This window comes from Paenibacillus sp. sgz302148, from assembly GCF_056120465.1.
This window is the reverse complement of the sequence record NZ_JBVYOJ010000003.1, coordinates 23,113-47,576: the sequence shown is the minus strand read 5'-3', so window position 1 is coordinate 47,576 and position 24,464 is coordinate 23,113. Positions and strand designations below refer to the sequence as shown.

The following is a 24,464-nucleotide window of genomic DNA, read 5'->3' as shown; positions in this document are numbered from 1 at the left end:
GCCGCTAAATCTGAAGCGCGGGACTCGGGCCATCCGCGCCGATCAATAAAGATCAAACATCGTGACCGGATGGCCGAGCTGCTTCAAATAATTGAACAGCTGCGCCCGATGGTGAAAGGCATGCGTCGTAATTTCGACTAGCCATCTGGCTTGCGTCGACGCATGGTCGAGATAGAATGGCTTCGTCTTGAGCGTCAATAGCTCGTCCTCCGTTAGTCCGCTCATGTACGTCCGAAGCTGCTGCAATCCGCGATCCATCGCTTCACCGAGTGCCGCCGCATCGGTCACGCCGGCTATTTCATCATCCAGCTTATGAACTTGCTCTTCGCTTTGCTCCTGCAGGATCGCGAGGTCCGACGCAGGAATAAGCACAAGATGATGGGCCAGCTCCTGCAGCGTGCGCATCTTGTCGGCCGGGCGGTACGACCACTCGTCCTCTTTGATCTTCTTGAGCAATTCCTTCGTCGTGCGAACCGCCAATTCAATCTCCTGCATCAGCAGATCGCGAATGACGAACGTTCCTTTCGTTTCTCCGTTCATTGTTAAACACCCTTTCATTGTTTAATTTCCTCACCCCAAACGTATCATGAAAGTATGACAACCGCTGTCACACTTTTGTGGTATATTGGAGAAAAGCTTGGCCATGGAGTTGACGGTGTTCCCGTTATGTTCAAATCGCAACGATTAATACAATTGATGATGACCGTAAATGCGAAACGTAAATTTACGGTCAAGGAGCTGGCCGACGAGTTCGGCGTTTCGACCCGCACGATCGCCCGCGATCTCGAGGATTTAAGCATGCTCGGCGTACCGCTTTATTCCGAGATGGGCCGCAACGGCGGCTATAAGCTGCTGAAGGAACGGGTGCTCCCGCCGATCGCGTTCTCGGAGAACGAGGCGTTCGCCATGTTCTTCGCCTGCCAGTCGCTGCAATATTTCGGCTCGCTGCCTTTTGAGGCTGAATCGTCCTCCGCCTTGCAGAAGTTCTATCATTATTTGCCTGAAGACATCAAGGCGCAAATCGACGGGATGAAGAGCAGGGTGGTGTTCTGGAGCCCTTACCGCGAGCAGCCTTCCGCTTTTTTGCGCATCCTGCTGCGTGCAGCGGTGGATCAGACGGTCGTTACCATCGAATACGATTCCAGCAGCGGCGCCGCCCGCCGGGATATTCAGCCCGTCGGTTTGTATTCGTACCACGGCTTCTGGTATTGCCCCGCCTATTGCTTCGACCGTCAAGATTACCGCGTATTTCGCGCGGATCGCGTGAAGATGGCGGAGCACAACGCCGTCATTCAGCCGAAACCGGAAGTGTCCAAGGTATCCGTCCGGCAATGGCTGGAGCCGGAGCTTGCCCCGGAAGAGGAATCGGTACGGCTCGTTGTCCGGCTGACGCGCGACGGCGTCCGAAGGTGCAGCTCGAATCTTGATCTAGGCGGGGTCATCCATACGCAGCAGGACGGCAGCGGCTACATTGACATCAACATCCCGCCGGGCGAGCTCCGTTATTTCGCGGACGTTATATGGGATTACGGAAGAGATGCGGTGATCGAGCAGCCCGCGGAAGCAATAAGCTACCTTAAGGAGAAGCTGGCCGCAGTTGCGGCTCTATACGGTTAAAGGGAGGAGGCGATCGAGGAGGCTTTCCAGGCATAAGAGGCAAGCGTCCCTACATAAAAATTAGAGTCAGGGAGACGAAACCCGACTCTAACCCAACTTCATTCTTGACGGGGCTTTCACAGTATGGTTCAGACCACAACCGGAAGGTTCGGATTTATTTCCTCTTCTCGAGATAAGTCAGCAGGGCAAGTATGAACATCCCGAATGCGAACATCACCGCAAGAGCCTGGAATACATCCATTATACAGCCTCCTCCTTTCCAGAAGAGACGCCCCGTCCCTGAATAAGTTGTACTTCCATTGTAGTGCTATGTGGTTAATTTTGGAAGTGTCATTGGAACTGTTTAGCCGACAGCGCCATAACACGATTCGCTACGTTTCAGCAATCCTTTTACAATCTTAGTCGGAACAGGTGGGTCCTATGGCAGATGCATTAAAGCTGATGTACAACCGATCGTTCTTCGATCAATTTGCAATGAAATTGGGGCAAGCCTATCCCTTATTCGATACAGGCAAATTTATTTCGCTCATTTATGACAAGCACTGGGAGGAACGGGAGCTGAAGCAGCGCATTCGCCATATATCGCATGTGCTGACGGCAACGCTGCCCGAATCTTATCGCGAAGCGCTGGAAGTGCTATCTTCGGTCGCCGATGCGTGCAGCGGGTTTCCATATTTGTTCTTCCCGGATTTCGTAGAATTGAACGGACTGGACGATTGGGAGGCTTCCTTGCCGGCGCTTGCGCTGTTCACGCGGTATTCGAGCGCGGAATTTGCCGTCCGGCCGTTTATCATGCGGGATGCCGTGAGGATGATGGCCCAGATGGAACGGTGGGCCGAGGACGACAACGAACACGTTCGCCGGCTGGCGAGCGAAGGATGCCGCCCCCGACTGCCATGGGGCATGGCGCTTGAAGCGTTCAAGGCTGACCCTGCGCCGATTCTGCCGATATTGGACAAGCTGAAGGCGGACGCGTCCGAATATGTCCGGCGCAGTGTCGCGAACAACCTTAACGACATTTCCAAGGATCATCCCGAGCTTGTGCTGTCCATTGCGCGCGACTGGTACGGCAACCATCCGCACACCGATTGGGTCGTCAAGCATGCATGCCGCGGGCTGCTGAAGAAAGGACACCCCGATGCGCTCGCCTTATTCGGCTTTCACGGGGATGCGGATGTTGAGATACGCGAATTGGCGTTGTCCGCCAAGGAGGTTGCGATCGGAGGGCGGCTCGGATTTTCGTTTCAACTGCGCAACAACGGCTCCGAGGCGAAGTCGCTCCGCATCGAATACGGCATCGATTTCGTCAAGGCGAGCGGCAAGACGTCGCGCAAGCTGTTCAAGCTAAGCGAAAGCGCATATAAGCCCGGGGCGACGGAGCTGTCGCGCTCGCAATCGTTTCAGGATTTTACGACCCGCAAGCATTATCCGGGCACTCATCGTTTAAGCATCGTCGTGAACGGCTCGGAGCTGGCGGAGATTTCGTTCGAAGTTGTTGCCGGGGAATGAAGTAAGAGCCGAACTCCTTATTCATGAGGGGGCGGCTCTTTTTTTTTGATTTTTTTTGAAAGCGTTTAATGCCACTCCAGGCTTGGTGTTCGAGTTCATAAGAGAAGTTTGTCCTGAACAATTCGACTTGACGCAACGCTAAAAAAAGCTTATGGTACTGCCGATAGAAAAATGGAAGTTCCAAATTTATCCTAAGTGGGACGGACAAGAAAAAGAGGAAGAGGAGAGAAATGATGTTAGGAACGAATCTAAAGCTTTACAAGTATCTGTTCGCCGCGGTGCTTGCAGCAGCCTTGCTGATCTCGGGTTGCGCAGGCAAAGGCGACACAGGCAACAAAGCCGACAATGGCGACAAAGCCAACAAGGGCACGACGATTACAAGCACGGACGGCGATATCCAACTGACCGTAGGCTCCGACTGGAAAACCGATTTGAAGCTGAATCCCAATGCCAAATTAAGCGCCGGCAATCCGGGCAAGGAGCAATACGTGATCGTTGTCCCGAACTCCAAGTCGGATATGTCCGACGGTGCGACGCTGGAAGACTTTAAGCAATTATTTATCGCGAACACGGAAGTCATGGCCAAAAATTTGAAAGAAATCGAAACAAAAGATATTACGATCGACTCGGTACCCGCGAAGCAGGTTGAATTTACTGCAGAAGCGAGCAATATCAAGGCGCATTACTTGGCGTTCCTGCTGGGCAAAGGCAATACGTTCTATCAAATCGTAACGTATTCCACGGACTCCAAATTCGCCGAGAATAAAGAAGAGTTTGTGAAAATCGGCCAATCCTTCAAAGTGCTGAAGGAGAGCACAGCACCTCCAACACCTGCAAAATCCGAGTCCAAAGGCGAGCCGACGGTGTTCGCGAGCGACGACAAGGCGATGGAAATTACGCTTCCGGCGGGCTGGAAGAAAGAAACCCAGTTGAACGATGTCGCTCAAATTCAAGCTTCGCTGGCGGCCGAGGATAAATGGCTGCTGGTCATCGGGGAAGATAAAAACAGCTTTGCAAAAGATATGACGTTGAAGGACTACTACGACATTATTGTGGAAAATAACTTCAGCGTGCTGGAAAATGCGACGATTTCGGAGCCGCAAAATATCGAAGTCGGTGGCTTCCCTGCGCTGCAAACGGAAGTTCAAGGGGAAATCAGCAAAGTTAAGGTCGCTTATTTGCTCACGATTGTCCAATCGCCGAAGCAATTCACGCAAATCATGTTCTGGACCGGCCAGCAGAAAATGGACCAAAGCCGGGATACATTTATCGAGGCTGTCAAAACCTATAAGGAATAGGTCCAATAACAACAAGCCGCTAGGAAGCTGGGTTATATCAGCCTTATGCTTCCTGGCGGCTCCGTTTTATTCTTTGACGCTGCCGAGCACGATCCCTTTGACAAAATATTTTTGCAATAAAGGATAAACAATCAAGATCGGCAATGCCCCCAAAAAGATTTGCGCCGCTTTGGCCGTCCGGTCGGACACCTCGGCCAGCGTCATCAAATCGCTCCCCGTCACATTCGTCAGCGTTTTATTGATAACGATCGTCTGCAAGTAGCTGGACAGCGGATAACGATCGGGGGAATTCATCAAAATGAGTCCGTCAAACCAAGAGTTCCAATGCCCGACAAGAGCAAACAGGCCAATCGTCGCGAGCGCCGGCATGGAAAGCGGAACATACATGCTCCATAACACTTTCCAGTGGCCCGCTCCGTCGATGAATGCCGATTCTTCGATTTCCTTCGGCAACCCCCGGAAAAAGTTAAGCAGCAAGATGACGTTAAACACGGGTACCGCCCCCGGAATAACCAACGCCCAGATCGTATCGAGCAGTCCGGTCATTCGAATCGTCATATACCAGGGGATGAGACCGCCCCCGAACAGTATCGTAAATACGAAGAACCATGCGTAAGCGGTCCGGTAACGGAAAGCAGTCGTCTCTTTGGACAACGGGTAAGCCGCCAGCAGCGTGAGCACTGTATTGAAGGCCAATCCAAGCGCCGTCCGCTGCAGCGTAATGCCGAACGAACGGAGAAATTCCGGTTTCTGCAGTAAGAATTCGTATGATTTTGTCGTGAATCCGACCGGCCATAGTTTGACCAATCCGGCCGTCGCCGCCGAACTTGAGCTGAATGAAACGGCCAGCACATGAACGAGCGGAAACAAACATAAGCAAGATATCATGATTAAAAATATGTAATTCGCAGCGTTGAAACTTTGCCTGCCTATCGTATTTTGATATCGCAAACGGCGCTTCCACCCTTTCTTTCGCTTATTTGCCAATCGGTCTACCCCCGCCGGATCCGACAAGATGCTGTTAAAAAATTCGATAGTTGGCCAACCGGTAAGCCAGAAAATAGGAGGTCGAAATAAGCGCCAGCGAAACGATCGATTTGAACAGGCCTACAGCGGTGGCCACACCGTATTGGTATTCCTCCAGACCGAGCCGGTAAATGAACGTATCTAGCACGTCGCCCGTCTCATAGACAGCGGGACTAAGCAGATTGAACACCTGGTCGAAACCGGCATTGAGTACGTTTCCCAAGCTGAGGGTCATTAGCAGGATGATGATCGGGCGCATGCCGGGCAGCGTGATGTGCCACGTTTGCTTCCATCGGTTCGCTCCATCAACGATCGCCGCTTCATACAAAGAAGGGTTGATGCCCGTCAATGCCGCCAAATAGACGATCGTATTGAACCCGAATTCTTTCCACACGTCGGAAACGACAAGTACGGTTCGAAACCAATCGTTATCCCCGAGAAAGAAGATTGGCTTTGCGCCGAACGATGTGAGCACTTGATTGACGACACCTTGGGACGGGGACAAAATATCGATCAAGATGCCGCCCAATATGACCCACGACAAAAAATGCGGCAAATAGATGACGGTCTGAATGCTTCTCTTGACAAATCGATGGGCGACTTCGTTCAACAACAGCGCAATCATCATCGGCATGGCCAGACCTGCGATGATTTTCATCACCGCAATCCAGATCGTATTCCATAATACTTGAGTCATATTCGGCAGCATCAGCAGGAAACGGAAGTTATCCAAACCGTTCCATTCGGAGCCGAATATGCCTTTGGCCGGTATAAATTTTTGAAATGCGATCACCACCCCCGCCATCGGCACGTAGCTGTATACAATCAATATGACGACGCAGGGCAGCAGCATGAGATGCAGAGGTATTTCGCGAAACCGTCTTCGATTTGTTATCATTGACTTGCTCTCCATGCGTTGACTTCTTCCGTTAGCTGATCGCCGCCGAGGTTTTTCCAGTTTGATACGAATTCGTCGAACGAATCGATCGGGGCCGCGCCCATGATGATTTTCGTTATTTGTTCGATTTCCATCTTGCTGAGCGTTGGTTTTTTCTCGCCCATCGATGCCGTTGGCGCGCCGATAAATTCATCCATTTGAAATCCGTGATTTACGTAATATTGATGAAGCAGCGATTGGGAGCCTTCAGGTCCGAACACGCGGGCATACCCCCATCCGGATACGTCTCCTTTGTTGAATTTTTGGATTTCATCATAATAAACCTTGCTGCCCTGGATCAGCTTAGCCGGGTCGTTTGTTTCCAGAGCCGCTTTGACGGAAAGGTATGCATCGATATTTTGCGTGACGGAAGCTGCTTTCGCGATAGCATACTTGTATAGTTCGATGCCGTCCTTGAAACTGAATGCGCCTGTCGTATTCGGATCCTCCGTCTGCCGCAAGTAATAATTCATCATTTTGACGACGGCTTCCGGGTGTTTGAAATCTTTTTTTACCACGTAATATTCCACAGTACCTAGGCCGATTTGCGGTTTCGCCGGCGTCCCGTCGATCGAAGGAAGCGGATATCCTTTCCATTCCATTGCAGGATCGAGCTTTTTGCCGTCCAGCAGCGGCCAAAGCGGCGTCCACATTTCCCCGAAATACATGCCCAATTTGCCCGATGTGACGGCCTCCGCCAATTTGTTGGAATCTTTGACGCCGAATTCCCCATCCAATTGTCCTGCTTTGTACATTTCGTTCAGTTTGGCGAGCGCCGCTTTCATCTCCGGCTGAATGCTGCCAAAAGCCAACTTGCCGGAGGCATCCTGAATCCATTTGCCGGGATAAGCGTGATAGGCGTTGAAGAAGCCTTGCAGACCGCCAAAACCGCCGTAAATATCTTTGAACGCGCCCAATCCGAACGTATCTTTCTTGTCATTACCGTCAGGATCTTGAGTGGCAAACGCCTCGGCAATCGCAAACACGTCCTGCATCGTTTGGGGTTCCGGCAGATTGAGTTTCTTCAGCCAATCGGTACGCACCCATAAGAGCGGAGCCCCGTCGTATGCGGAATACGTAAACGGAAGCGCAAGCAGCTTGCCGTTAAAGGTCGCGGCCTTTAGCGATATCCCGCCGTCCTTCTCCAAGAACTCCTTAGTCCTCGGGGAAGCGTACGTTTGGTATATTTCGCTCAGATCGGCCAACTGATCCGCTTCGGCCAGCTGCTTCAATTGCGTCGCGGTGACGGCCATGACGTCCGGCAGCTGGCCGGAAGCGATCGTCAAGTTCAGCTTCTGCTCGTATTGATCCGAAGTCCACAAATATTTGATTTTCATGCCGAGATCCTGCTCGTATCCCCGGGTCCAAACGTTATCTTCGATCGATTGCCCTTCCGGAAACTTGTATGTGTTGTTCGTCTCGTGTACCGATGTGACTTCGATCGCCGGTTCGAATTTGCCGAACGGGTCGGCTTGTTTCGTTTCTTCGGTTACGGATTGGCTGTCTTCCCCTGATTTTACATCTTCGTTTTTTCCGCCGCATGCGGCTAGAAGTACGGACAGGCCGAGCATAACACCAATCGCGACTGACATTTGCTTTCTGAATTTTTTCATAGCTGTTCCCCCTTATAAAGAATGATGAGTGCCTGTTTCAATCATAAGGCGATCAATTCGTTCCAACTACGAGATTCTGTTGACTTTACTTGACTTCCGTTGTCCTATTTTTTGTTTTTAAAAAAATAAGCAACAAAGTATAACGAAAGGCAATGGAATGCCGTAGTTGCGGCTTCGCTGCCAGTTTACAATGAAGAAAAGTTGGATCATGCGATTCAAGCTTTTCTCATTATTACGATGGATAAGGGGAAGATTCCGAATGAAGGTGCATTACCCGCTCGATCCGAAAGTCGTCCTGGACCCGGGGAAAAGAGAACTCTTGTTTACGATGAAAAAAGCCGGCGTGGATAAAATTTGGCTTCACGGTTATTTTTACGGACATATGGTTTCATCCGTGGAGGACATGGTGAAAGCAAAGGACGTTCTATATGAGATGGACTTTGAGGTCGGCGTCATTAACTTGCCGCTCGGACATCCGGGCAATGCCTTGAATCCCGACGATCCGACGTTGGAGCTGGCTTTGCCGCCTCATTGGCGATACCGGATCGACCGGCACGGGAGCAAGGTTTATTTTTGCGCCGATATCGAAAGCGGTATGACGAACGACAGCGTTGCCGCGATGACGATGTTGAGAGATGCGGGTTTCACGGAAATATTTATGGACGACGATATTCGGCAAGGGAACTGGGACAGGGAAATTCAAGGCTGCTTCTGCGATGCGTGCGTAGAGCGGTTTAACCGGACGTGGGAGCGAAACGAGTCGAGGGTAACCTTGAGCCGGCGCATTGAGGCCCGTGAAACAGGGGACGTATTGAAGGAGTGGATGTCCTTTCAATGCTCTAAAGTAACGGAATTTATGAAGGCGCTGGCTGTGCCGGGGGTGCGGCTTGGGGCCATGCTGATGGTGGACGGCGACGAGCGGCACGGCATCGATGCCGGTGCGCTGCGGCGGGAGCTTCCCGATTGCCTGTTTCGGGTCGGAGAACACCAGTTCACCGATAAGGATTTCGGCACACCCGCCGGAAAAGCGCAGGAGCTGATCAGCATACAGAAGCAGTTGAACCGAATCGGCCGGGAGAACATGTACAGCGAAACAACGTGTTTTCCCCACCGTGCCTTAAGTGCCGCCAATCTGATATGCAAGGCGAAATTGGCGATTTGCGCGGGAATCCCCAACATTATGCTCATGAGCGGAACGTACGTATACGAGGAAGACTATTGGGAAGCGTGGGGTGAACATCAGCTTGAATTACGCCGCATGGAAAGCGATTTCGCACCGTGGGAACGGGTAACCCCGGTTCATTTTGCCTATGGTTCGCATGCCGTTTATCAGGAGGCGTTATATCCGACAACGCTCCCCACGTTATCGGGGCTTCCCGCCAAACCGGTGCGCGGGTGCGAGCAGGATGCGGCCGGCGGCGAGCTTCTGCTTGTTTTCGGCGATTATGTTTTGGATCGGGATTGGGAGCAATCGCTGTCCGGGTATAAGAAGGTTATTCTCGATGCCGCTGCCGCCAGAACGAATCCGGATATCGATCCTTCGAACTATAAGCATATTGAGATATGGAATCACGAAGTCGGTACGGGCGACCCGCAAGTCGAAATTCGCGGGCTTCGGGCTTTGATCGAACAGGATCCCTGGGAGTTTCCATGGATTGCGGCCGGGGACAACGCTGTTTTGTTCTGGTTGAAAGACCGCCATGGCGTGAGCGTATTCAATATGGAGGAGAAGAGCAGCACATGCACGCTTTCCTATAAAGGAGTGCGGCGGGTTGTGTCCCTTGGTCCGCTGTCGTGCCAATGGGTAACGATTTGAGATTTGATCTCGGAAGCAGGTGTATTTTATGCAGGAACAGGCCGGATTGCAGCATATCGATGCGAATATGAAGACAAACGAAACGCCGGAGGCGGGACTGAAATGGCAGTCTCCGATGGAAGGGCTGTTTGGACTGGCTGGGTTTGCTTGGTTGAAGCAGGACGGAAAGTATCGAAGAATGCCTGTTTCCCCTGCGTATCCGCTTCCTGAAACGGTGGATCATCTGGCTAATCATACGGCCGGAGGACAAATCCGCTTTCAGACGGATACGGGCAAGCTGGCGATTAAAGTCCGACTCAGCGGAGCGGACATGATGGATCATATGCCGGCAACCGGGATGAAAGGATTCGATTGTTACATCGGTGCTCCGGGGAACGAGAAGTATTATTCTACAACACGTTTTGATCATACGATACAACAATACGAATGTACTTTGTTCGAATTGAATTCGGGGCAGCTTCGCCATATTACATTAAATTTCCCGCTATACCAAGGCGTGGAGGAAGTGCTGATCGGAATCGACCCCGACGCGGCGATTGCCGAACCGCTACCTTATGCCAACGACAAGCGGATTATCGCGTACGGCACGTCGATCACACAAGGCGGATGCGCCAACCGTCCCGGCATGGCATACACGAACATCATGAGCCGCAGAATTCCGCTCGAATTTGTCAATCTCGGTTTTTCCGGCAACGGAAGGGGCGAACCGGAGGTCGCTCGCGTCATCGCCGAAATCGCCGATCCGGCTTGTCTCATCATCGATTATGAAGCGAATTGCGGTACTGCCGAGCATATCCAGGCAACGCTTCCGCAGTTTATCCGCATCTACCGCGACAGCCATGCGCAGGTGCCGATTATCGTCGTGTCCCAAATCCGCTTCGGCATGGAATGGTCGGACGATTCTTGTCTCCGTATGCGATTAGCCCGCAAACAAGTTCTGACCGACACCGTAGATCAGCTACGGCAGCAGGGAGATGGTCATCTCTATTTCGTGGACGGCTCGAAATTGCTCGGCGACGATTTCGAAGAGTGTACAGTGGACGGCACACATCCGACCGACCTCGGATTTTACCGGATAGCGGAGGGGCTAACGCCGATATTGAAACAAATATTGAAGGAGGAAGCCGTTCTCTGAAAATGAAGAGATTCGCAAAATCAAGATACGCCAAAGCCGTAGCGAAATTGTACTAGTCGAAGTCGAAATCAACCTATGAAAGTTGAGTGATCAAAATGGCGATAACGGGTCAACGAATTTGGGAGTGGACGGGAGTTAACGAAGTGCAAAGCCGCGATGCCGAACGGGAGGAACCGCGCCCCGGCGAAGTGGAGGTACGGGTGAAGGCGATCGGCATTTGCGGCACCGACCTGCACATCATGAGCGGCCACGTTCAGTTCGGTACGCCGCCGATGCCGCTTGGCCACGAGCTGGCGGGTGTCGTGGAGCGAGTCGGGCCCGGCGCTCACGGATGGCAGCCCGGCGACCGCGTATGCGTAGACCCGCTTGTTGGCTGCGGCAGCTGCGAAGCTTGCCGCCATGGGCGCAAGCACCACTGCCCGCGCGGCGTCGAGATCGGGCTGCACCTGCCCGGAGGCTGGCGCAGTTACATGAATGTGCCTGCGGCCAACCTGTACCGGCTGCCCGATGCACTCGGTTTCGCCGAGGCAACGCAGGCGGAAACTCTGCATTGCTGCGTCGGCGGCGTCGACAAGCTCGATATTGCCGTCGGCGCGCATGCGGCGGTGATCGGTGACGGACCGACCGGCCTATTGTTCGTGCAGCTGCTGAAGGCGGCCGGCTGCGGACACGTAACGCTAATTGGCCGGCGCGATAAGCGGCTGCAGCTTGGGCGGCAGCTCGGCGCCGACGTCGTACTGTCAGCTGACGACGACCCAATGCCGCAGCTGGAAGAGACGTTCGACATCGTTATCGATGCCGCAGGTACGGAAAGCTCGATCGCGTCGGCATTAGCGCTGCTGCGGCGAGGCGGGCAATTGCTGATGTTCGGCCTGCCCGGCCAACCGGTAATCGTCGACGTACAGGCGCTCGTCATGAAAGAGCTGCGCATGATCGGCTCGACGAATGCCCCGCACGTATGGCCGCGGGTGCTCGAGCTGATGGCGTCGGGGCAGGTGCAAGTACGGCCGCTTTTTACGCAAGAGTATCCTTTCGATCGATTGAATCAAGCTTTGGTGCTGGCCAGGTCGAAGCCGGACGAGGTAGTCAAAGTAATTGTAACGATATAAATCGAGCAGTTTCCAGAGGAGGTACCATATGAGAATTACTGATGTTAAAACATACCCGATTCAAATTCCTTTTCATAAAGGGGAGAGATGGTCCGGAGGCACCCGGTACAGCGCTCCTTCGCTCGTCGTGCAAATCGAGACGGAAGAAGGGCTCTACGGCATCGGCGAGTCGGTGGGGCCGACGATTCCGGTCATTCAATCGGTCGTGGAAAAGGAATTTAGGCCGTTCCTGCTCGGGAGGGACCCGATGGATCTCGAGCCGATATTGCATCAGCTGGAGGAGTACAGTGTCAACTGGAAGCAGATCGCATATTACGGTTTGGCCGGTGTCGAAATGGCGCTTCTTGATTTGCGGGGAAAAATATTGAATATGCCGGTATACAATTTGCTTGGAGGCAAATGCAAAACGGCAGTCGAATTTTCCGGCTATATATTCATTGATACTCCCGAGAACAACGTGAAGGAAGCGATGAGCTTCGTCGCACGCGGTTACCGCGAATTAAAGCTGAAAGTGGGGCGCGATATCGACCAAGACGTCGAACGCGTCAAAGCGGTGCGCGAAGCAGTCGGGCCGAAGGTGAAGATTCGCATCGATCCGAACCAGAACTGGAGCGTTCCGACCGCGGTAAAGGCGATTCGCCGCATGGAGAAATACGATCTGCAAATGGTCGAGCAGCCGACCCCGTATCACGACGTCGATGCGATGGCGGCCGTGGCGCGTGCGGTAGACGTGCCGATTACAGCGGATGAAGGCTGCGCGACGCTGGAAGACGCGCTGCGGTTGATCGACAAACGGGCGTGTGCATGCTTTACGGTATACCCGTCGGAAGCCGGCGGCATCCTGAAGGCGAAACAAATCGCCGACATTGCGAGCCATGCGGGAGTATGGTGCATTACCGGAAGCTGGGCGGAAACCGGTATCGGCACGCTTGGCAACGTCCACCTGATCGCGGCCAATCGCAACTTCCCGTTCGCCAACGACACGCATCTCGACTTCATGACGGGGGATGTGCTGCGCGAGCCGCTGAAGTTTATCCAAGGGCATATAACCGTCCCTGACAAACCGGGCTTCGGCATCGACCTGGATCCGGCGCGCTTGGCGCAGTATGGCAAAGAACTCGTGCGTGAAATGGTGTTTTATGACAAGCAGGACCCATCGTTCCAGCCGCGTGTCGGACAAATTCTTTAAAGCTCGCCGGAGGTGCCTGGATGAAGCAGCGCTTTCCGATGATTCGGCCGAGTTACCTGCCTTCGGCCGTGGCATACGATTTACGCAGGGCGGAATTGGATATGAACAACGAGATTTTAATGTCTCATCGGGTAACGGTCGATTATGTGTTCTTCGGCGATTCGATTACGCATTATTGGGAGCTGCAGACGTATTTCGGGCGTAACGGCGCGATTGTCGTTAACCGCGGCATCGGGGGCGATTCGACGAAACACGGCTTACACCGGTTCCAAGCGGATGTCGTGCAATTGAAGCCGCGTTATGTCATGATTGCGATCGGCATCAACGATACGATCCTGCTTGATGATTGGATCCGGCAGGGGAGTGCGGATCCGGCCCGGCTCGTGCAGATGAGAGAATGTATCGTGAACGGCAATCGGGAGATGATCCGCATCGCGCGGGAGAACGGTATCCATCCGATCGTTTGCTCGCTTTTGCCAACGGGTGTCGAACGGTTCGGATGGGAAATACGCAACCCGTTGATTGCGGAGACAAACAACGGGCTAGGACAGCTAGCGGGCGAGCTTGGCGTCATTTATATCGATTATCATGCTGCAATGTGCGAGCCGGACGGCATAACGCTGCGCAGCGAATACGCTTATGACGGGGTTCACCCGAACGTTGACGGTTACGACATCATGGCGGAAACGCTGCGTAGGACTTTGGCGGAACACGGTATAAAACTAACGAATTAGACGGAAAAAAAAGGAGGAGTGATCGACATGAGAGTGTTGGCAATCGGGGCGCATCCGGACGATGTGGAAATTTTATGCGGCGGCACGTTGGCGAAATGCGCGGCTAGAGGAGATCAGGTAACGATTATGGTCGCCACGAACGGTAACGTCGGATCGCCGACATTGAGCAAGGAAGAAATCGCCGCGGTTCGCAAGAAGGAACAGGAAAATGCGGCGGCCATCATCGGAGCCGATGTCATCTGGATGGATTATGACGACGAATTTTTGATCCATGACCGCGAAACTCGGCTGGCATTCCTTAACGCGATTCGCAAGGCGAATCCGGATATGATGTTCGTGCATGGCGCAAACGATTATTTGCCGGATCACCGGATAAGCGGCGAAATTGCCATCGATTGCCGCATTCCGGTAACGGTTCGGTTGATTCAAACCGAATATCCGGCGATGGATCATATTCCGCACGTATTCATCATGGACAACGTCGGCGGGATCGGCTTCGAACCCGAGGTGTACGTCGACATCTCGGATACGTTCGAAATAAAAAGCCGGATGCTGAAATGCCATGCAAGTCAGGACGAATGGCTGCGTCACCTATACGACGGCATGGATTATGTCGCTTTCATGAGCAAACTGGCGTCCATGCGAGGGATGGCTATCGGCGCTAAATATGCCGAGGCATTCCGCAGCTTGCCGATGTATCCGGTAAGCGGCAGGCCGCATTTGCTGCCGTAAGATCCAAAAAGCCTCTTTGCTGCGTTAAGCTGTTGAATACAGCTCGACTGCGACAAAGGGGCTTTCGAGTACTACAGCCGTGCAGCCGATCTGCGGGACCCGACAAGGAGATCGGCACTTTTTGTCGAACTTGACTTTACAAGCAACCGGTGAACCGGCGGGGATCCCCGGATTAGGTTGACGATGGTGACGAAACGGGCGGTGGGATCAAGCAGAATGTTGAATAAGCTGAAGATCAACAGCAAATCTATTTTTCCTAAATTGATTCTAACATTTCTTTTGATTACAACCCCTATGTTTGCGCTTAGTCTTACCTTGAATGTATTGGGCGAACAGGAAGTGCGGAAACAGAATTCCAATACAGTGACGGCGCAAATTCACTATTATTTTTTGCTGCTGGAGAGGGAAGTACAGCAAATCATTAAAGCGCAGCAGGAAATGGTAAATGACGAGGAACTGCAAAATTTAAGCAGTCTGGCCGAGATCATGACGGATTACCAACGATCGAAGGCAATCAACAGCCTCTACAGGAAACTTAAGCTGTTTAAAGAATCAAACGCTTACATCCAGGACGCAAGCATCTATATCCCGTCTGTCGATGGCGTAGTTTCTACTTTGGAATCCGCGGACCCCGCGGTGATGAAGGAAGAAATGCAAGACATCGCCCAAGCTATTTATAAAGAAGGATTTCCTTTGACTTTTTGGAATAATCGTTTTTTTCTAAACTTGACTTATCCGAACTATTTGAACGCGCAACATGTGAATAAGCCTCCTTTGTTTATTCAAAACGTCGAAATATCGGTCGATGCGATGAAAAATGTGCTGGATACGTTTCATAAAGACGGGGGAGCGGTGTTGTTCAGCGACAATTGGAGCATTGCTAACGATAAAGGGTTGGAATACTTCCCGAAAATCAGAAATCTTATTGGATATGATCACCGCAAACTTCAAGAGCCTGTTACGCAAACCGTATCCGTCGGCAAGGTGGACTATGTCGTCACTTTGGAAAAATCGCAATCGCTCAATGCCGTGCTTATGGTATTCATCCCCGAGGAAACGATGCTCGGAACGCTGAATTCGTACAGAACGTGGTTTTGGCTGCTTGTTTGCAGCGCGGTCATTATTGTTATCTTGTTTTCGTATGGCATCTATTTGCTCATTCATCGTCCGATGAGAATGCTGATCAAATTGTTCAAAAACGTGGAGGAAGGCAACTTTCAAGTTTCCATGCTGCCTAAGAAAAAGGACGAGTTCGGCTATTTATACAGCCAATTCGATAAGATGGTCCGCAATTTGAAAATTTCGATCGACGAGCTTTACGTGCAAAAAATCAGGAGGCAGCAAGCGGAATTAAAGCAGCTGCAGGCGCAAATCAATCCCCATTTTCTGTATAACAGTTATTTTACCCTCCACCAGTTGATCAAGATGAATGAAAATGATGTCGCGGAATTGGTTTCCAAAAATTTAGGGGACTATTTTCAGTATATTACCCGCAACGCGAAAGAAGTGGTTCCCCTCGAAACGGAAATCAACCATATCCGTTCTTATATCGAAATTCAAAACATCCGTTTTTCCAACCGGATTGAAACCGTGTTTGAAGATCTCCCGGAGCAATACCGGCAAATTCCGGTGCCGCGGCTTATTTTGCAGCCCGTTATTGAAAACGCATACCACCATGGATTGGGGGAAAAGGTGTTTGGCGGACAGCTGCATATTCGATACTGCACGGAAGGAGACAAGCTCTGCATTGCGATAGAGGATAACGGCCCGGGCTTGAACGAGAGCCAAATGGAGAAGCTCAACCGACGATTGAATCCGGAGTGGGACGACGGAGAGAGCACGGGATTGATCAATGTTCATCGGCGCCTGCAGTTAAAATACGGTTTAAACGGAGGGATCGAGATTGCCCGGGGAACAATGGGAGGGCTGCTGGTTCACATTTTCATACAACTTGAAAGAGGGGAATAGCCATGCATCGAATGTTGATTGTGGATGACGAACCGATCATCGTGAAAAGCTTGTATCAATTGTTCCGGGATGCGGTACACCTTGATCTCGAGGTTTACCGTGCTTATAACGTGTACGAGGCGCTTGATCATCTTCATAAAACGAGGATCGATCTGGTCATCACCGACATTCGGATGCCGGGGATGAGCGGTATTGACCTGCACAAGCAAATTATGGCCAGCTGGCCGCGATGCCGGGTTATTTTTCTTACCGGGTACGACGATTTCGAATATGCCAGGCAGGCGATCCGCAACGGGGGAGTCGTCGACTATTTGTTGAAAAACGAAAACGAAGACATGATTGTCAAAGCGATGGAAAAAGCGGTGGCGGAAATTGAAAAGCACGAAAGGGCGGAAGATTACTTGCATAAGGCCAAGGAGAAGCTCCAAAGGGCGATTCCGGCCATGCAAAAAAATTATTTGTTCGATTTGATGCAGGGTTCCGTCCCGCCGCTGGAAATGATGGAAAACAAATTCGCACAGCTGGATATTCCACTTCATGCAGCAAAGCAAGTTTATATGGTCATCGGTCGAGTAGACGGATGGAACGCGGATTTGAACGAAACGGACCGGACATTGTTAATTTACGCCGTACAGAACATTGTGGAGGAATATTTGTCGTCTGCGGCGGTATCCGTTTCCGTTGTGTTCGATACGTATAAGTTCCTTTGGTTAATGCAGCTGGGCGATTCCATGGGCAACGATGCGCCGGAAGATGAACAGCAATGGAGCAACTTGATCTCCATGGTCGACGGGATTATGGAGGCCGCGCAAGAAACGTGCAGGAGATTGCTCAAAATATCGGTTTCCTGCGCGCTTAGCCGCGAGCCTTGCGCCTGGGAACGTCTCGGGGCGCAGTTTCATTATTTGAAAATACTTCTTGGCCAAGGCTTGGAGGGAGAGCAGGAATTGCTCATAAGGGATAAGGGGATGTTCGAACCTTTTACGGAATCGAACCGGAGGCATCTTTACTCCGGGTCGCAGCAGCTTAGGAAGCAGCTGGGATTATGGGAGGAGTATTTGGAGAGCGGGCATAGGGAGGAATTTCTCAAGCAATATGAACAATTGATGAGCAGAGGACCTTTAGGCGGCCAAACGTACATGTTGGAGCTATTTTATTCGGTCTCGCTTTGCTTGCTTTCTTATTGCAACCGGGCCGGGTTATTCCATGAGATTTCTTTAAAGATGAACGTAGGGAAGATGACTCGATTCGACGCCCATGACAGTTGGGATGACGTCGTGCGATATTTCAAGGAATTCGCCGGGTTGTTGCTCGATGCAAGACACAACCAGAATCAACCCGAGGCGCGGACGCAGCGGATGATCCATTTTATTCATGAATATATCGACAATCATTTGGATCAGGCGATATCGCTTACGGAGCTGTCGGCATTGGTAAACCATAGTCCGACTTACTTGTCCCGTCTGTATAAACGGCTTACCGGGGTCATGCTGTTCGAATACATTACCGAGCGGAGGATGACAAAAGCAAAGGAACTTCTTGCCGGGACGTACATGAAAGTGCATGAAATTGCGGCGGTTGTCGGTTACGAGACGGCCCCCCATTTTACCCGTACTTTCAAAAAAACGTTTATGATGACTCCTCAAGAATACCGGGATACCTTTAATCATCCTACTTCATGAAATGAGCAATACATAACAAGGAAAGGCAAGATGAGCCCGTAGTTAACGTTTTCATAGCCATCTATAATCAAATCAGAAGGGTCAGTGATGAGGCGGATGAAATGGATATCTTTTGCGAAAGCGGCGTCAATCCTGTCAATTGTCATACTCGCCACGGCTTGCAGCTGGACATCCGGCACGGATGAAAAGGATCGGGCTGCAGCGGGGGATACGGGACAGACGATGCAAGCGACGAAAGAAAATTTCGACCCGTTAGGCAAATATGACCCGCCCATCGAAGTGACGGCCGTCCGTCCTGCCGATGCCACAATGAAGTTCGAAAACGGCGAAACGATCGAGAAGAACGGTTGGACGCAGTTATACGAAAACGAGCTCGGAATCAAACTGAGATATTTGTGGATTTCCGGTCAATACGAGCACAGGATGAATGTAACGATGGCTTCGGGGAACTTGCCCGACATCATGCCGCTTAACGGCATTCAATTAAGACAATTGGCGGAAGCGGACCAGCTTGCCGACTTGACGGAAGCTCTTGAAAACTACGGATCCCGGCAATTGAAAAATATTTTGAACAAAGACGGCGGCATGGCGCAAGCGTCTGCGACCTTCGGCGATAAATTGCTGGCTCTTCCCGTCTTGGTGAGTTATACGGATAGCGCTCCGCTGTTATGGATTCGTACCGACTGGCTGGAAAAGCTGAACTTGCCCGAACCGAAAACGATGGACGATGTGTTCACAATCGCCGAAGCTTTCGTTAACCGGGATCCGGACGGCAATCATGTGAAGGATACGTACGGACTTGGGGTAAGCAAGGAAATATACAACAGTCTTGCGGGATTGGAAGGATTTTTCAACAGCTATCACGCCTATCCGAACATATGGATCAAAGATTCCGCGGGGAAAACGGTATACGGGAGCGTTCAGCCGGAAATGAAAGCGGCTCTGGCCAAATTGCAGCAAATGTACAAGTCGGGATGGATCGATCATCATTTCGCCGTGAAAGACCCGGAGAAGGTCGGGCAAGACATGAACGCCGGCAAATTGGGCATGATGTACGGCGCCCATTGGGTACCGCTCTTTCTGCAAGACGGGAAAAACTGGGATACGAACATGCAGTGGAAACCGTATCGCCTTGCGTCGATTGACGATCAGCCGGCTCAGCCGCAAGCGCGATACGACGTAAGCCAATATTATGCGGTTCGTAAAGGAATGGAGCATCCCGAAGCTGCGGTCAAGATGTTGAACGCCTTCCTTCATCGCTGGGATCGGAACCGATATCCCCAATCGATGCTAAGCGTCAACGGCCAAGTTGAAAAATGGCGGTATGCGCTGTTATTCAACGCCAATCCGACCCAAAATCTCGATGCCTACAAAAAAGTAAACGAAGCGCTGCAAAAACATGATGAATCCATATTGGATCCGAATACCGGAGAACCTGCCATCTATAAAGCCGTGAAAGCTTATTTGAACGGCGATCAGAGTGGATGGAGCTATGAAAGGATATTCGGCGCGGAGGGTGCGCAATCGTTATATGAGAATTACAAAAATAATAATCAATTCAAAATAACGGAATTTATAGGATCTCCTACCCCGACCATAGCAGAAAAAGGAATTGCCTTAACCAAGATGGAGTTCGAAACATTTACGAAAATCATTATGGGTGAAACTTCGATCGATGCGTTCGACGAGTTTGTAACAAACTGGAGCAAGCTCGGCGGTGCCGCCATTACGAAAGAAGTGGAACAATGGAAGGCGGGACAATAAAGTCGCTATAGGGGTGACGAATATGGGTTTGAAGAGAAGGGCTGCATTGTATTCGGCAATCGGAATTGCGTTGTTGTCGCTCTTGTATATTGTCACTCAAGAGCGACTCAAGGCTCATGCAGGAGACGATACGGTCATTGCTTCCATAAACGGCGAGGAAATCGTGAAGCGGGAAATTGAACTCCAGGCCAATCAACTAAGAAGCAACGTATATGATTACTTCAAGAAAAAATACGGGGCGGAAGATAAGAAAGGGTTTTGGGAAACATCGTTCCAAGGGGAGATTCCGGGCGAAATATTGAAAGAGCGGGCTTTTCAGAAAATAAAGGAGATCAAAACGGAAAAACTGCTGGCCATGCAGCATAAGCTTGTCGATGATATCAGTTATCGATCTTTTGTGCATGCATGGAATGAGGAAAATAAAACCCGAGAGGACGCGGCTGCCCAAAATGAGATTTTATACGGACCCATCCAATACGATGAAATGAATTACTACAACTATGTCCACTTCAATTTGGTCATTCGTTTAAAAGAAACGTTAGCCCGGAAGCAGTTTGACCTGTCCGAAGCAAACCTTAAGCATCATTATGAAACGATCAAAGAAGATCAATTCAAGAGGGAAGACACCGTACGTATCAAAAAAATAGTCGATTCGGTTGAAACGAATATGACAAAGCTCAAAGAGGAGATCGATGCGGGGCGAACATTTGACGATGTGTATCGGGAACATGCGGAAACAAACGATGGAGACGGCGAACAGACTTTGGGCGGCAACACACTTGGGAATACGCGCAAAATAAACGATAACCTGCTTTTACAGGCTCAACAATTACGGGTGGGGGAAGTAAGCGAGATTTTCGAGATGAATGGGGTGTTCTATCTCATACAGTGCACCGCCAGGGAGGATAACGGTTACAGGCCGTACGAAGAGGTGGAAAATAAAGTTTTGCAAGATTACGTCGATCGATCCTATAAGAAGTTGATTGCGGCTCAAGTGAAGTCGGCCAAGATGGATGTGATACAACAGCAATATGATGCGCTAAAATTGGGCGGATCGCAGTGATAAATATACGAAACGGAGGTGAGTCACATGTAGACCCTAATGATGCGGATACATATTGGTCATCGGTTCTCTACCCACTACGGAAAGGGTGATGGTCATGATTGTAAACAGGGCGGCAAAAGCAAAGTCAAGATCAATGTCAAGGTTTTACGGTTTCCTGGGGGCAACTTTTGTAATGTTTTTACTTATGGTTATTTCAGTGTATTGGAATGGGGGCAGTCCGAAAGCGTTTGCAGCCGGTACAAGTTATTATGTCGATTCAGCGAACGGCAATGACATGAATAGCGGTACCAGTCCAAGCAATGCTTGGCAATCGTTATCGAAAATCAACAGCACGACGTTTCAGCCGGGGGATCAACTATTATTTAGCAAAGGTGGAATATGGAACGGGCAGCTTCATCCGCTCGGGTCGGGCAGCAGCGGCAATCCGATTACGATCGATGCCTATGGTTCCGGGAACCGGCCGATCATAAACGGCGGGGGAATCGCCGGGGCGACCGTGCATTTGTCGAATCAATCGTATTGGGTCATTCAAAATTTGGAAGTGACCAACATCGATACGAGCAACACGAACGTGCTCCGATACGGGATTTATGCCGAAAGCAATAACGGGGGGACGATAAGCGGTATCCATATTATGGATAACTTCGTGCATGACGTTTCCGGGGCTTACGCCGGTACGCCGACGGATCCTCATATTAACGGTGGCATTTCCGTTCATGCCCAGCAAACGAACGATTCGTTGCACGACGTTATCGTGCAAGGGAATACGGTGACCAACGTTAGCAAGACGGGCATTGTAGTCTGGGACGAATCCTGGAGCCTGCAAACGAATGCTTCCACGAATGTCGTCGTGAAAGGCAACGCCGTTACGAACACGGATGGCGATTCCATTCTCTTATTCGGGACGGACGGAGCATGGATTGAACGCAATGTAGCCAGTTTCAGCGGACTATCCTACGGCTGCAATGCGGGCATCTGGCCTACCCGGGCGTTCAACACGATCATGCAGTTCAATGAATCCTACAGCAGTGTGGCATCATGCGACGGCCAAGGATTCGACTCGGATTTAAATACGATCAATACAACGATTCAATATAATTACAGCCACGACAACGTGGGGGGATTTTTGTTGTTATGCGGTCAAAGCAGCGATACGGCGATCGTTAGATACAACATTTCCCAGAATGATGCCGGTCACGGGGCAGTATCGTTCGGCTGCAATATGACGACGAACGTGCAAGTGTATAACAATACGTTTTATTTCGCTCCCGGCCAAAGCGGAAAAATAATCGACAATTACGGGGGAATTGCCGGCAGCGTACCTTATTATTTTACGAATAACATCTTCTATAACTTGGGGACAGCCGACTATTCCTATCCGGGAACCGGCGGCGTATTCGATCACAACGTGTTTTACGGCAATCATCCGCCGAATGAACCGAGCGACGCCAATAAGCTGACATCCAATCCTTTGCTGGCCAATCCGGGAAGCGGAGGAATCGGCTTGAATTCGGTAGATGGATATAAGCTCTTGAACAATTCGCCGGCACTTCTTTCCGGTGCGTTGATTTCAGGCAATGGCGGAAAGGATTATTGGGGGAATCCCGTATCGCAGACAGCTGCTCCGAATCGCGGGGCTTACAACGGATCGGGAGTGGCAAGCGCAGCCGTTGTTTTAAACGCGGATTTTGAATCGGGGAGCCTGAGTCCTTGGACAAATTCGAACGCTGCCAGCATTGTCGGTTCCAATGTGCACAGCGGTTCTTACGCGCTGCAAATCGGCGCGTCGGTTACGGGGGCCGAGCAAGTCATCACCGGATTGCAGCCGAATACGACGTATGCGCTGACCGGTTGGATCAAAAACGCGAACGCCGGGGACGCCACTTATTTGGGGGTGAAAAATCACGGCGGACCGGAAACGAACCAGGCGGTAACCGGCTCATCGTATTCGCAAGCGGCAATTACCTTCACGACGGGCTCCGCCAATACGACCGCCACCGTGTATATCTGGAAAGGCAGCGGCACATCCTCGTCTTATGCCGACGACATTCAACTCGTCAAGAATGTCATTCAGAATGACGGTTTTGAAACGGGAAGCCTGAGTCCATGGACAACGGTAAACGGTGCAAGTGTTGTCAGTTCCAATGCGCACAGCGGTTCTTACGCGCTGCGAACCGGAGCATTGAACAGCGCCGCCGAGCAGGCCATCACCGGATTGCAGCCGAATACGACGTATGCGCTGACCGGATGGATCAAAAACGCCAATGCCGGAGATGCGGCTTATTTGGGGGTGAAGGACTTTGGCGGGCCGGAAACGAACCAGGCGGTAACCGGTACATCGTATTCTCAGACAGCAGTGACTTTCACTACGGGGCCTACCGATACAACGGCAACCGTGTATATACGGAAAGATGCCGGCACTGCGTCGTCATATGGCGATGATATCAAGCTCGTTATGGGGAAGGACTTCGTCCGGAATGCAGGCTTTGAAACCGGACACTTGAGCCCGTGGACAAAATCTGCGATTGTCAGCGTCGTTGGTTCAAATGCCCATAGCGGTTCCTATGCTCTGCAGACCGACGCGTCGGATAGCGGCGTGGAGCAGGCCATTATCGGATTGCAGCCGAATACGACGTACACCTTAACGGGATGGATCAAGAACACGAATGCCGGAGACGTCACCTATTTGGGAGTGAAGCATTACGGCGGGCCGGAAACGAACCAGACGATTACGAGTTCGTCGTACTCCCGGGCGGCGGTAACGTTCACCACGGGCCCCGCCAATACGACGGCAACGATTTACGTATGGAAAAACGCGGGCACGGCGCCGTCGTTCGCCGACGATATTCAACTCGTCAAGAGCATCGTGCGCAATGCCGGCTTCGAAACGGGAAGCCTGAGCCCTTGGACGAACTCCAACGCCGTAAGCGTTGTCGGTACGAACGCGCATAGCGGTTCTTACGCGCTGCAAACCGGAGCGAACAATACGGGCGCAGAGCAAGTCGTTACTGAATTACAGCCGAATACGACGTATACGTTAACCGGTTGGATCAAAAATGCGAACGCCGGGGATGCCGCTTATTTGGGCGTGAAAAATTACGGCGGACCGGAAACGAACCAGGCGATTGCGGGTTCATCGTATGCTCAGGCGTCGATAACCTTTACGACAGGCTCCACGAACACGACGGCACTCATTTATATATGGAAAAGTGGGGGTACAGCGTCGTCTTATGCCGATGATATTCAATTGGTAGCTCCTTGAAAGGAAT

The 24,464-nt window shown here is 51.3% G+C and carries 19 protein-coding genes; 14 read left to right on the top strand and 5 right to left on the bottom strand.

Features of this window, described 5'->3' with window-relative positions; all coding sequences use genetic code 11:
- Positions 1–42: 42 nt before the first annotated feature.
- Complete coding sequence (locus AC0LWM_RS05610) at positions 43–540, bottom strand: DinB family protein (protein ID WP_474673929.1); 498 nt, start codon at positions 538–540, stop codon at positions 43–45.
- 126 nt (positions 541–666) lie between these two features.
- Here AC0LWM_RS05610 and AC0LWM_RS05605 point away from each other — a divergent pair, with 126 nt between their 5' ends.
- Positions 667–1,617 carry a helix-turn-helix transcriptional regulator gene (locus AC0LWM_RS05605; RefSeq protein ID WP_474673928.1) on the top strand — a complete coding sequence of 317 codons (951 nt, stop codon included), beginning with the start codon at positions 667–669 and terminating at the stop codon, positions 1,615–1,617.
- A 154-nt stretch (positions 1,618–1,771) separates the two neighbouring features.
- Here AC0LWM_RS05605 and AC0LWM_RS05600 read toward each other — a convergent pair whose 3' ends face one another.
- Positions 1,772–1,858 carry a putative holin-like toxin gene (locus AC0LWM_RS05600; protein WP_474674206.1) on the bottom strand — a complete coding sequence of 29 codons (87 nt, stop codon included), beginning with the start codon at positions 1,856–1,858 and terminating at the stop codon, positions 1,772–1,774.
- A gap of 179 nt (positions 1,859–2,037) precedes the next feature.
- Between AC0LWM_RS05600 and AC0LWM_RS05595 the strand changes: the two genes are divergently transcribed.
- Together AC0LWM_RS05595 and AC0LWM_RS05590 are read left to right on the top strand one after the other, a co-directional pair.
- On the top strand, positions 2,038–3,126 hold the full coding sequence (locus AC0LWM_RS05595) for a DNA alkylation repair protein (protein WP_474673927.1): 1,089 nt from the start codon (positions 2,038–2,040) through the stop codon (positions 3,124–3,126).
- 233 nt (positions 3,127–3,359) lie between these two features.
- Entirely contained in the window at positions 3,360–4,424 is a 1,065-nt protein-coding gene (locus AC0LWM_RS05590) for a PsbP-related protein (RefSeq protein WP_474673926.1), read from the top strand.
- 66 nt (positions 4,425–4,490) lie between these two features.
- On the opposite strand, the gene AC0LWM_RS05585 is transcribed toward AC0LWM_RS05590, so the two are convergent.
- The 3 genes from AC0LWM_RS05585 to AC0LWM_RS05575 all read right to left on the bottom strand — a co-directional run bounded on the left by AC0LWM_RS05585 (position 4,491) and on the right by AC0LWM_RS05575 (position 8,000).
- Positions 4,491–5,312, bottom strand: a complete 822-nt coding sequence (locus AC0LWM_RS05585; protein WP_474674205.1) for a carbohydrate ABC transporter permease — start codon at positions 5,310–5,312, stop codon at positions 4,491–4,493.
- Between the two features lie 133 nt (positions 5,313–5,445).
- Positions 5,446–6,348, bottom strand: coding sequence for an ABC transporter permease (locus AC0LWM_RS05580; protein ID WP_474673925.1), 903 nt, complete (start codon positions 6,346–6,348; stop codon positions 5,446–5,448).
- Entirely contained in the window at positions 6,345–8,000 is a 1,656-nt protein-coding gene (locus tag AC0LWM_RS05575) for an extracellular solute-binding protein (protein ID WP_474673924.1), read from the bottom strand. Before AC0LWM_RS05575 ends, AC0LWM_RS05580 begins: the two co-directional genes overlap by 4 nt.
- Positions 8,001–8,259: 259 nt before the next feature.
- Between AC0LWM_RS05575 and AC0LWM_RS05570 the strand changes: the two genes are divergently transcribed.
- The 11 genes from AC0LWM_RS05570 (at position 8,260) to AC0LWM_RS05520 (ending at position 24,457) form a co-directional block, all read left to right on the top strand.
- Positions 8,260–9,816 carry a hypothetical protein gene (locus tag AC0LWM_RS05570; RefSeq protein ID WP_474673923.1) on the top strand — a complete coding sequence of 519 codons (1,557 nt, stop codon included), beginning with the start codon at positions 8,260–8,262 and terminating at the stop codon, positions 9,814–9,816.
- Between the two features lie 28 nt (positions 9,817–9,844).
- Entirely contained in the window at positions 9,845–10,951 is a 1,107-nt protein-coding gene (locus AC0LWM_RS05565; protein ID WP_474673922.1) for an SGNH/GDSL hydrolase family protein, read from the top strand.
- A 95-nt stretch (positions 10,952–11,046) separates the two neighbouring features.
- A complete protein-coding gene (locus tag AC0LWM_RS05560; protein WP_474673921.1) occupies positions 11,047–12,060 on the top strand; it encodes a zinc-dependent alcohol dehydrogenase in 1,014 nt (337 codons plus the stop codon).
- 28 nt (positions 12,061–12,088) lie between these two features.
- Positions 12,089–13,249: a mandelate racemase/muconate lactonizing enzyme family protein gene (locus tag AC0LWM_RS05555; protein ID WP_474673920.1), complete on the top strand. Its 1,161-nt coding sequence runs from the start codon at positions 12,089–12,091 to the stop codon at positions 13,247–13,249.
- Positions 13,250–13,269: 20 nt separating this feature from the next.
- Positions 13,270–13,983: an SGNH/GDSL hydrolase family protein gene (locus tag AC0LWM_RS05550; protein WP_474673919.1), complete on the top strand. Its 714-nt coding sequence runs from the start codon at positions 13,270–13,272 to the stop codon at positions 13,981–13,983.
- Positions 13,984–14,010: 27 nt separating this feature from the next.
- The gene (locus AC0LWM_RS05545) at positions 14,011–14,715 is read left to right on the top strand and encodes a PIG-L deacetylase family protein (RefSeq protein WP_474673918.1); all 705 of its coding nucleotides are present in this window, start codon (positions 14,011–14,013) and stop codon (positions 14,713–14,715) included.
- 339 nt (positions 14,716–15,054) lie between these two features.
- Positions 15,055–16,683, top strand: a complete 1,629-nt coding sequence (locus AC0LWM_RS05540) for a sensor histidine kinase (RefSeq protein ID WP_474673917.1) — start codon at positions 15,055–15,057, stop codon at positions 16,681–16,683.
- A gap of 2 nt (positions 16,684–16,685) precedes the next feature.
- The gene (locus AC0LWM_RS05535; RefSeq protein ID WP_474673916.1) at positions 16,686–18,365 is read left to right on the top strand and encodes a response regulator; all 1,680 of its coding nucleotides are present in this window, start codon (positions 16,686–16,688) and stop codon (positions 18,363–18,365) included.
- Between the two features lie 87 nt (positions 18,366–18,452).
- Positions 18,453–20,129 (top strand): extracellular solute-binding protein, encoded by a 1,677-nt coding sequence (locus tag AC0LWM_RS05530; RefSeq protein ID WP_474673915.1) that lies wholly within the window; start codon positions 18,453–18,455, stop codon positions 20,127–20,129.
- 22 nt (positions 20,130–20,151) lie between these two features.
- Positions 20,152–21,192: a peptidylprolyl isomerase gene (locus AC0LWM_RS05525; RefSeq protein WP_474673914.1), complete on the top strand. Its 1,041-nt coding sequence runs from the start codon at positions 20,152–20,154 to the stop codon at positions 21,190–21,192.
- 175 nt (positions 21,193–21,367) lie between these two features.
- Positions 21,368–24,457, top strand: a complete 3,090-nt coding sequence (locus tag AC0LWM_RS05520) for a carbohydrate binding domain-containing protein (RefSeq protein WP_474673913.1) — start codon at positions 21,368–21,370, stop codon at positions 24,455–24,457.
- Positions 24,458–24,464 lie beyond the last annotated feature (7 nt).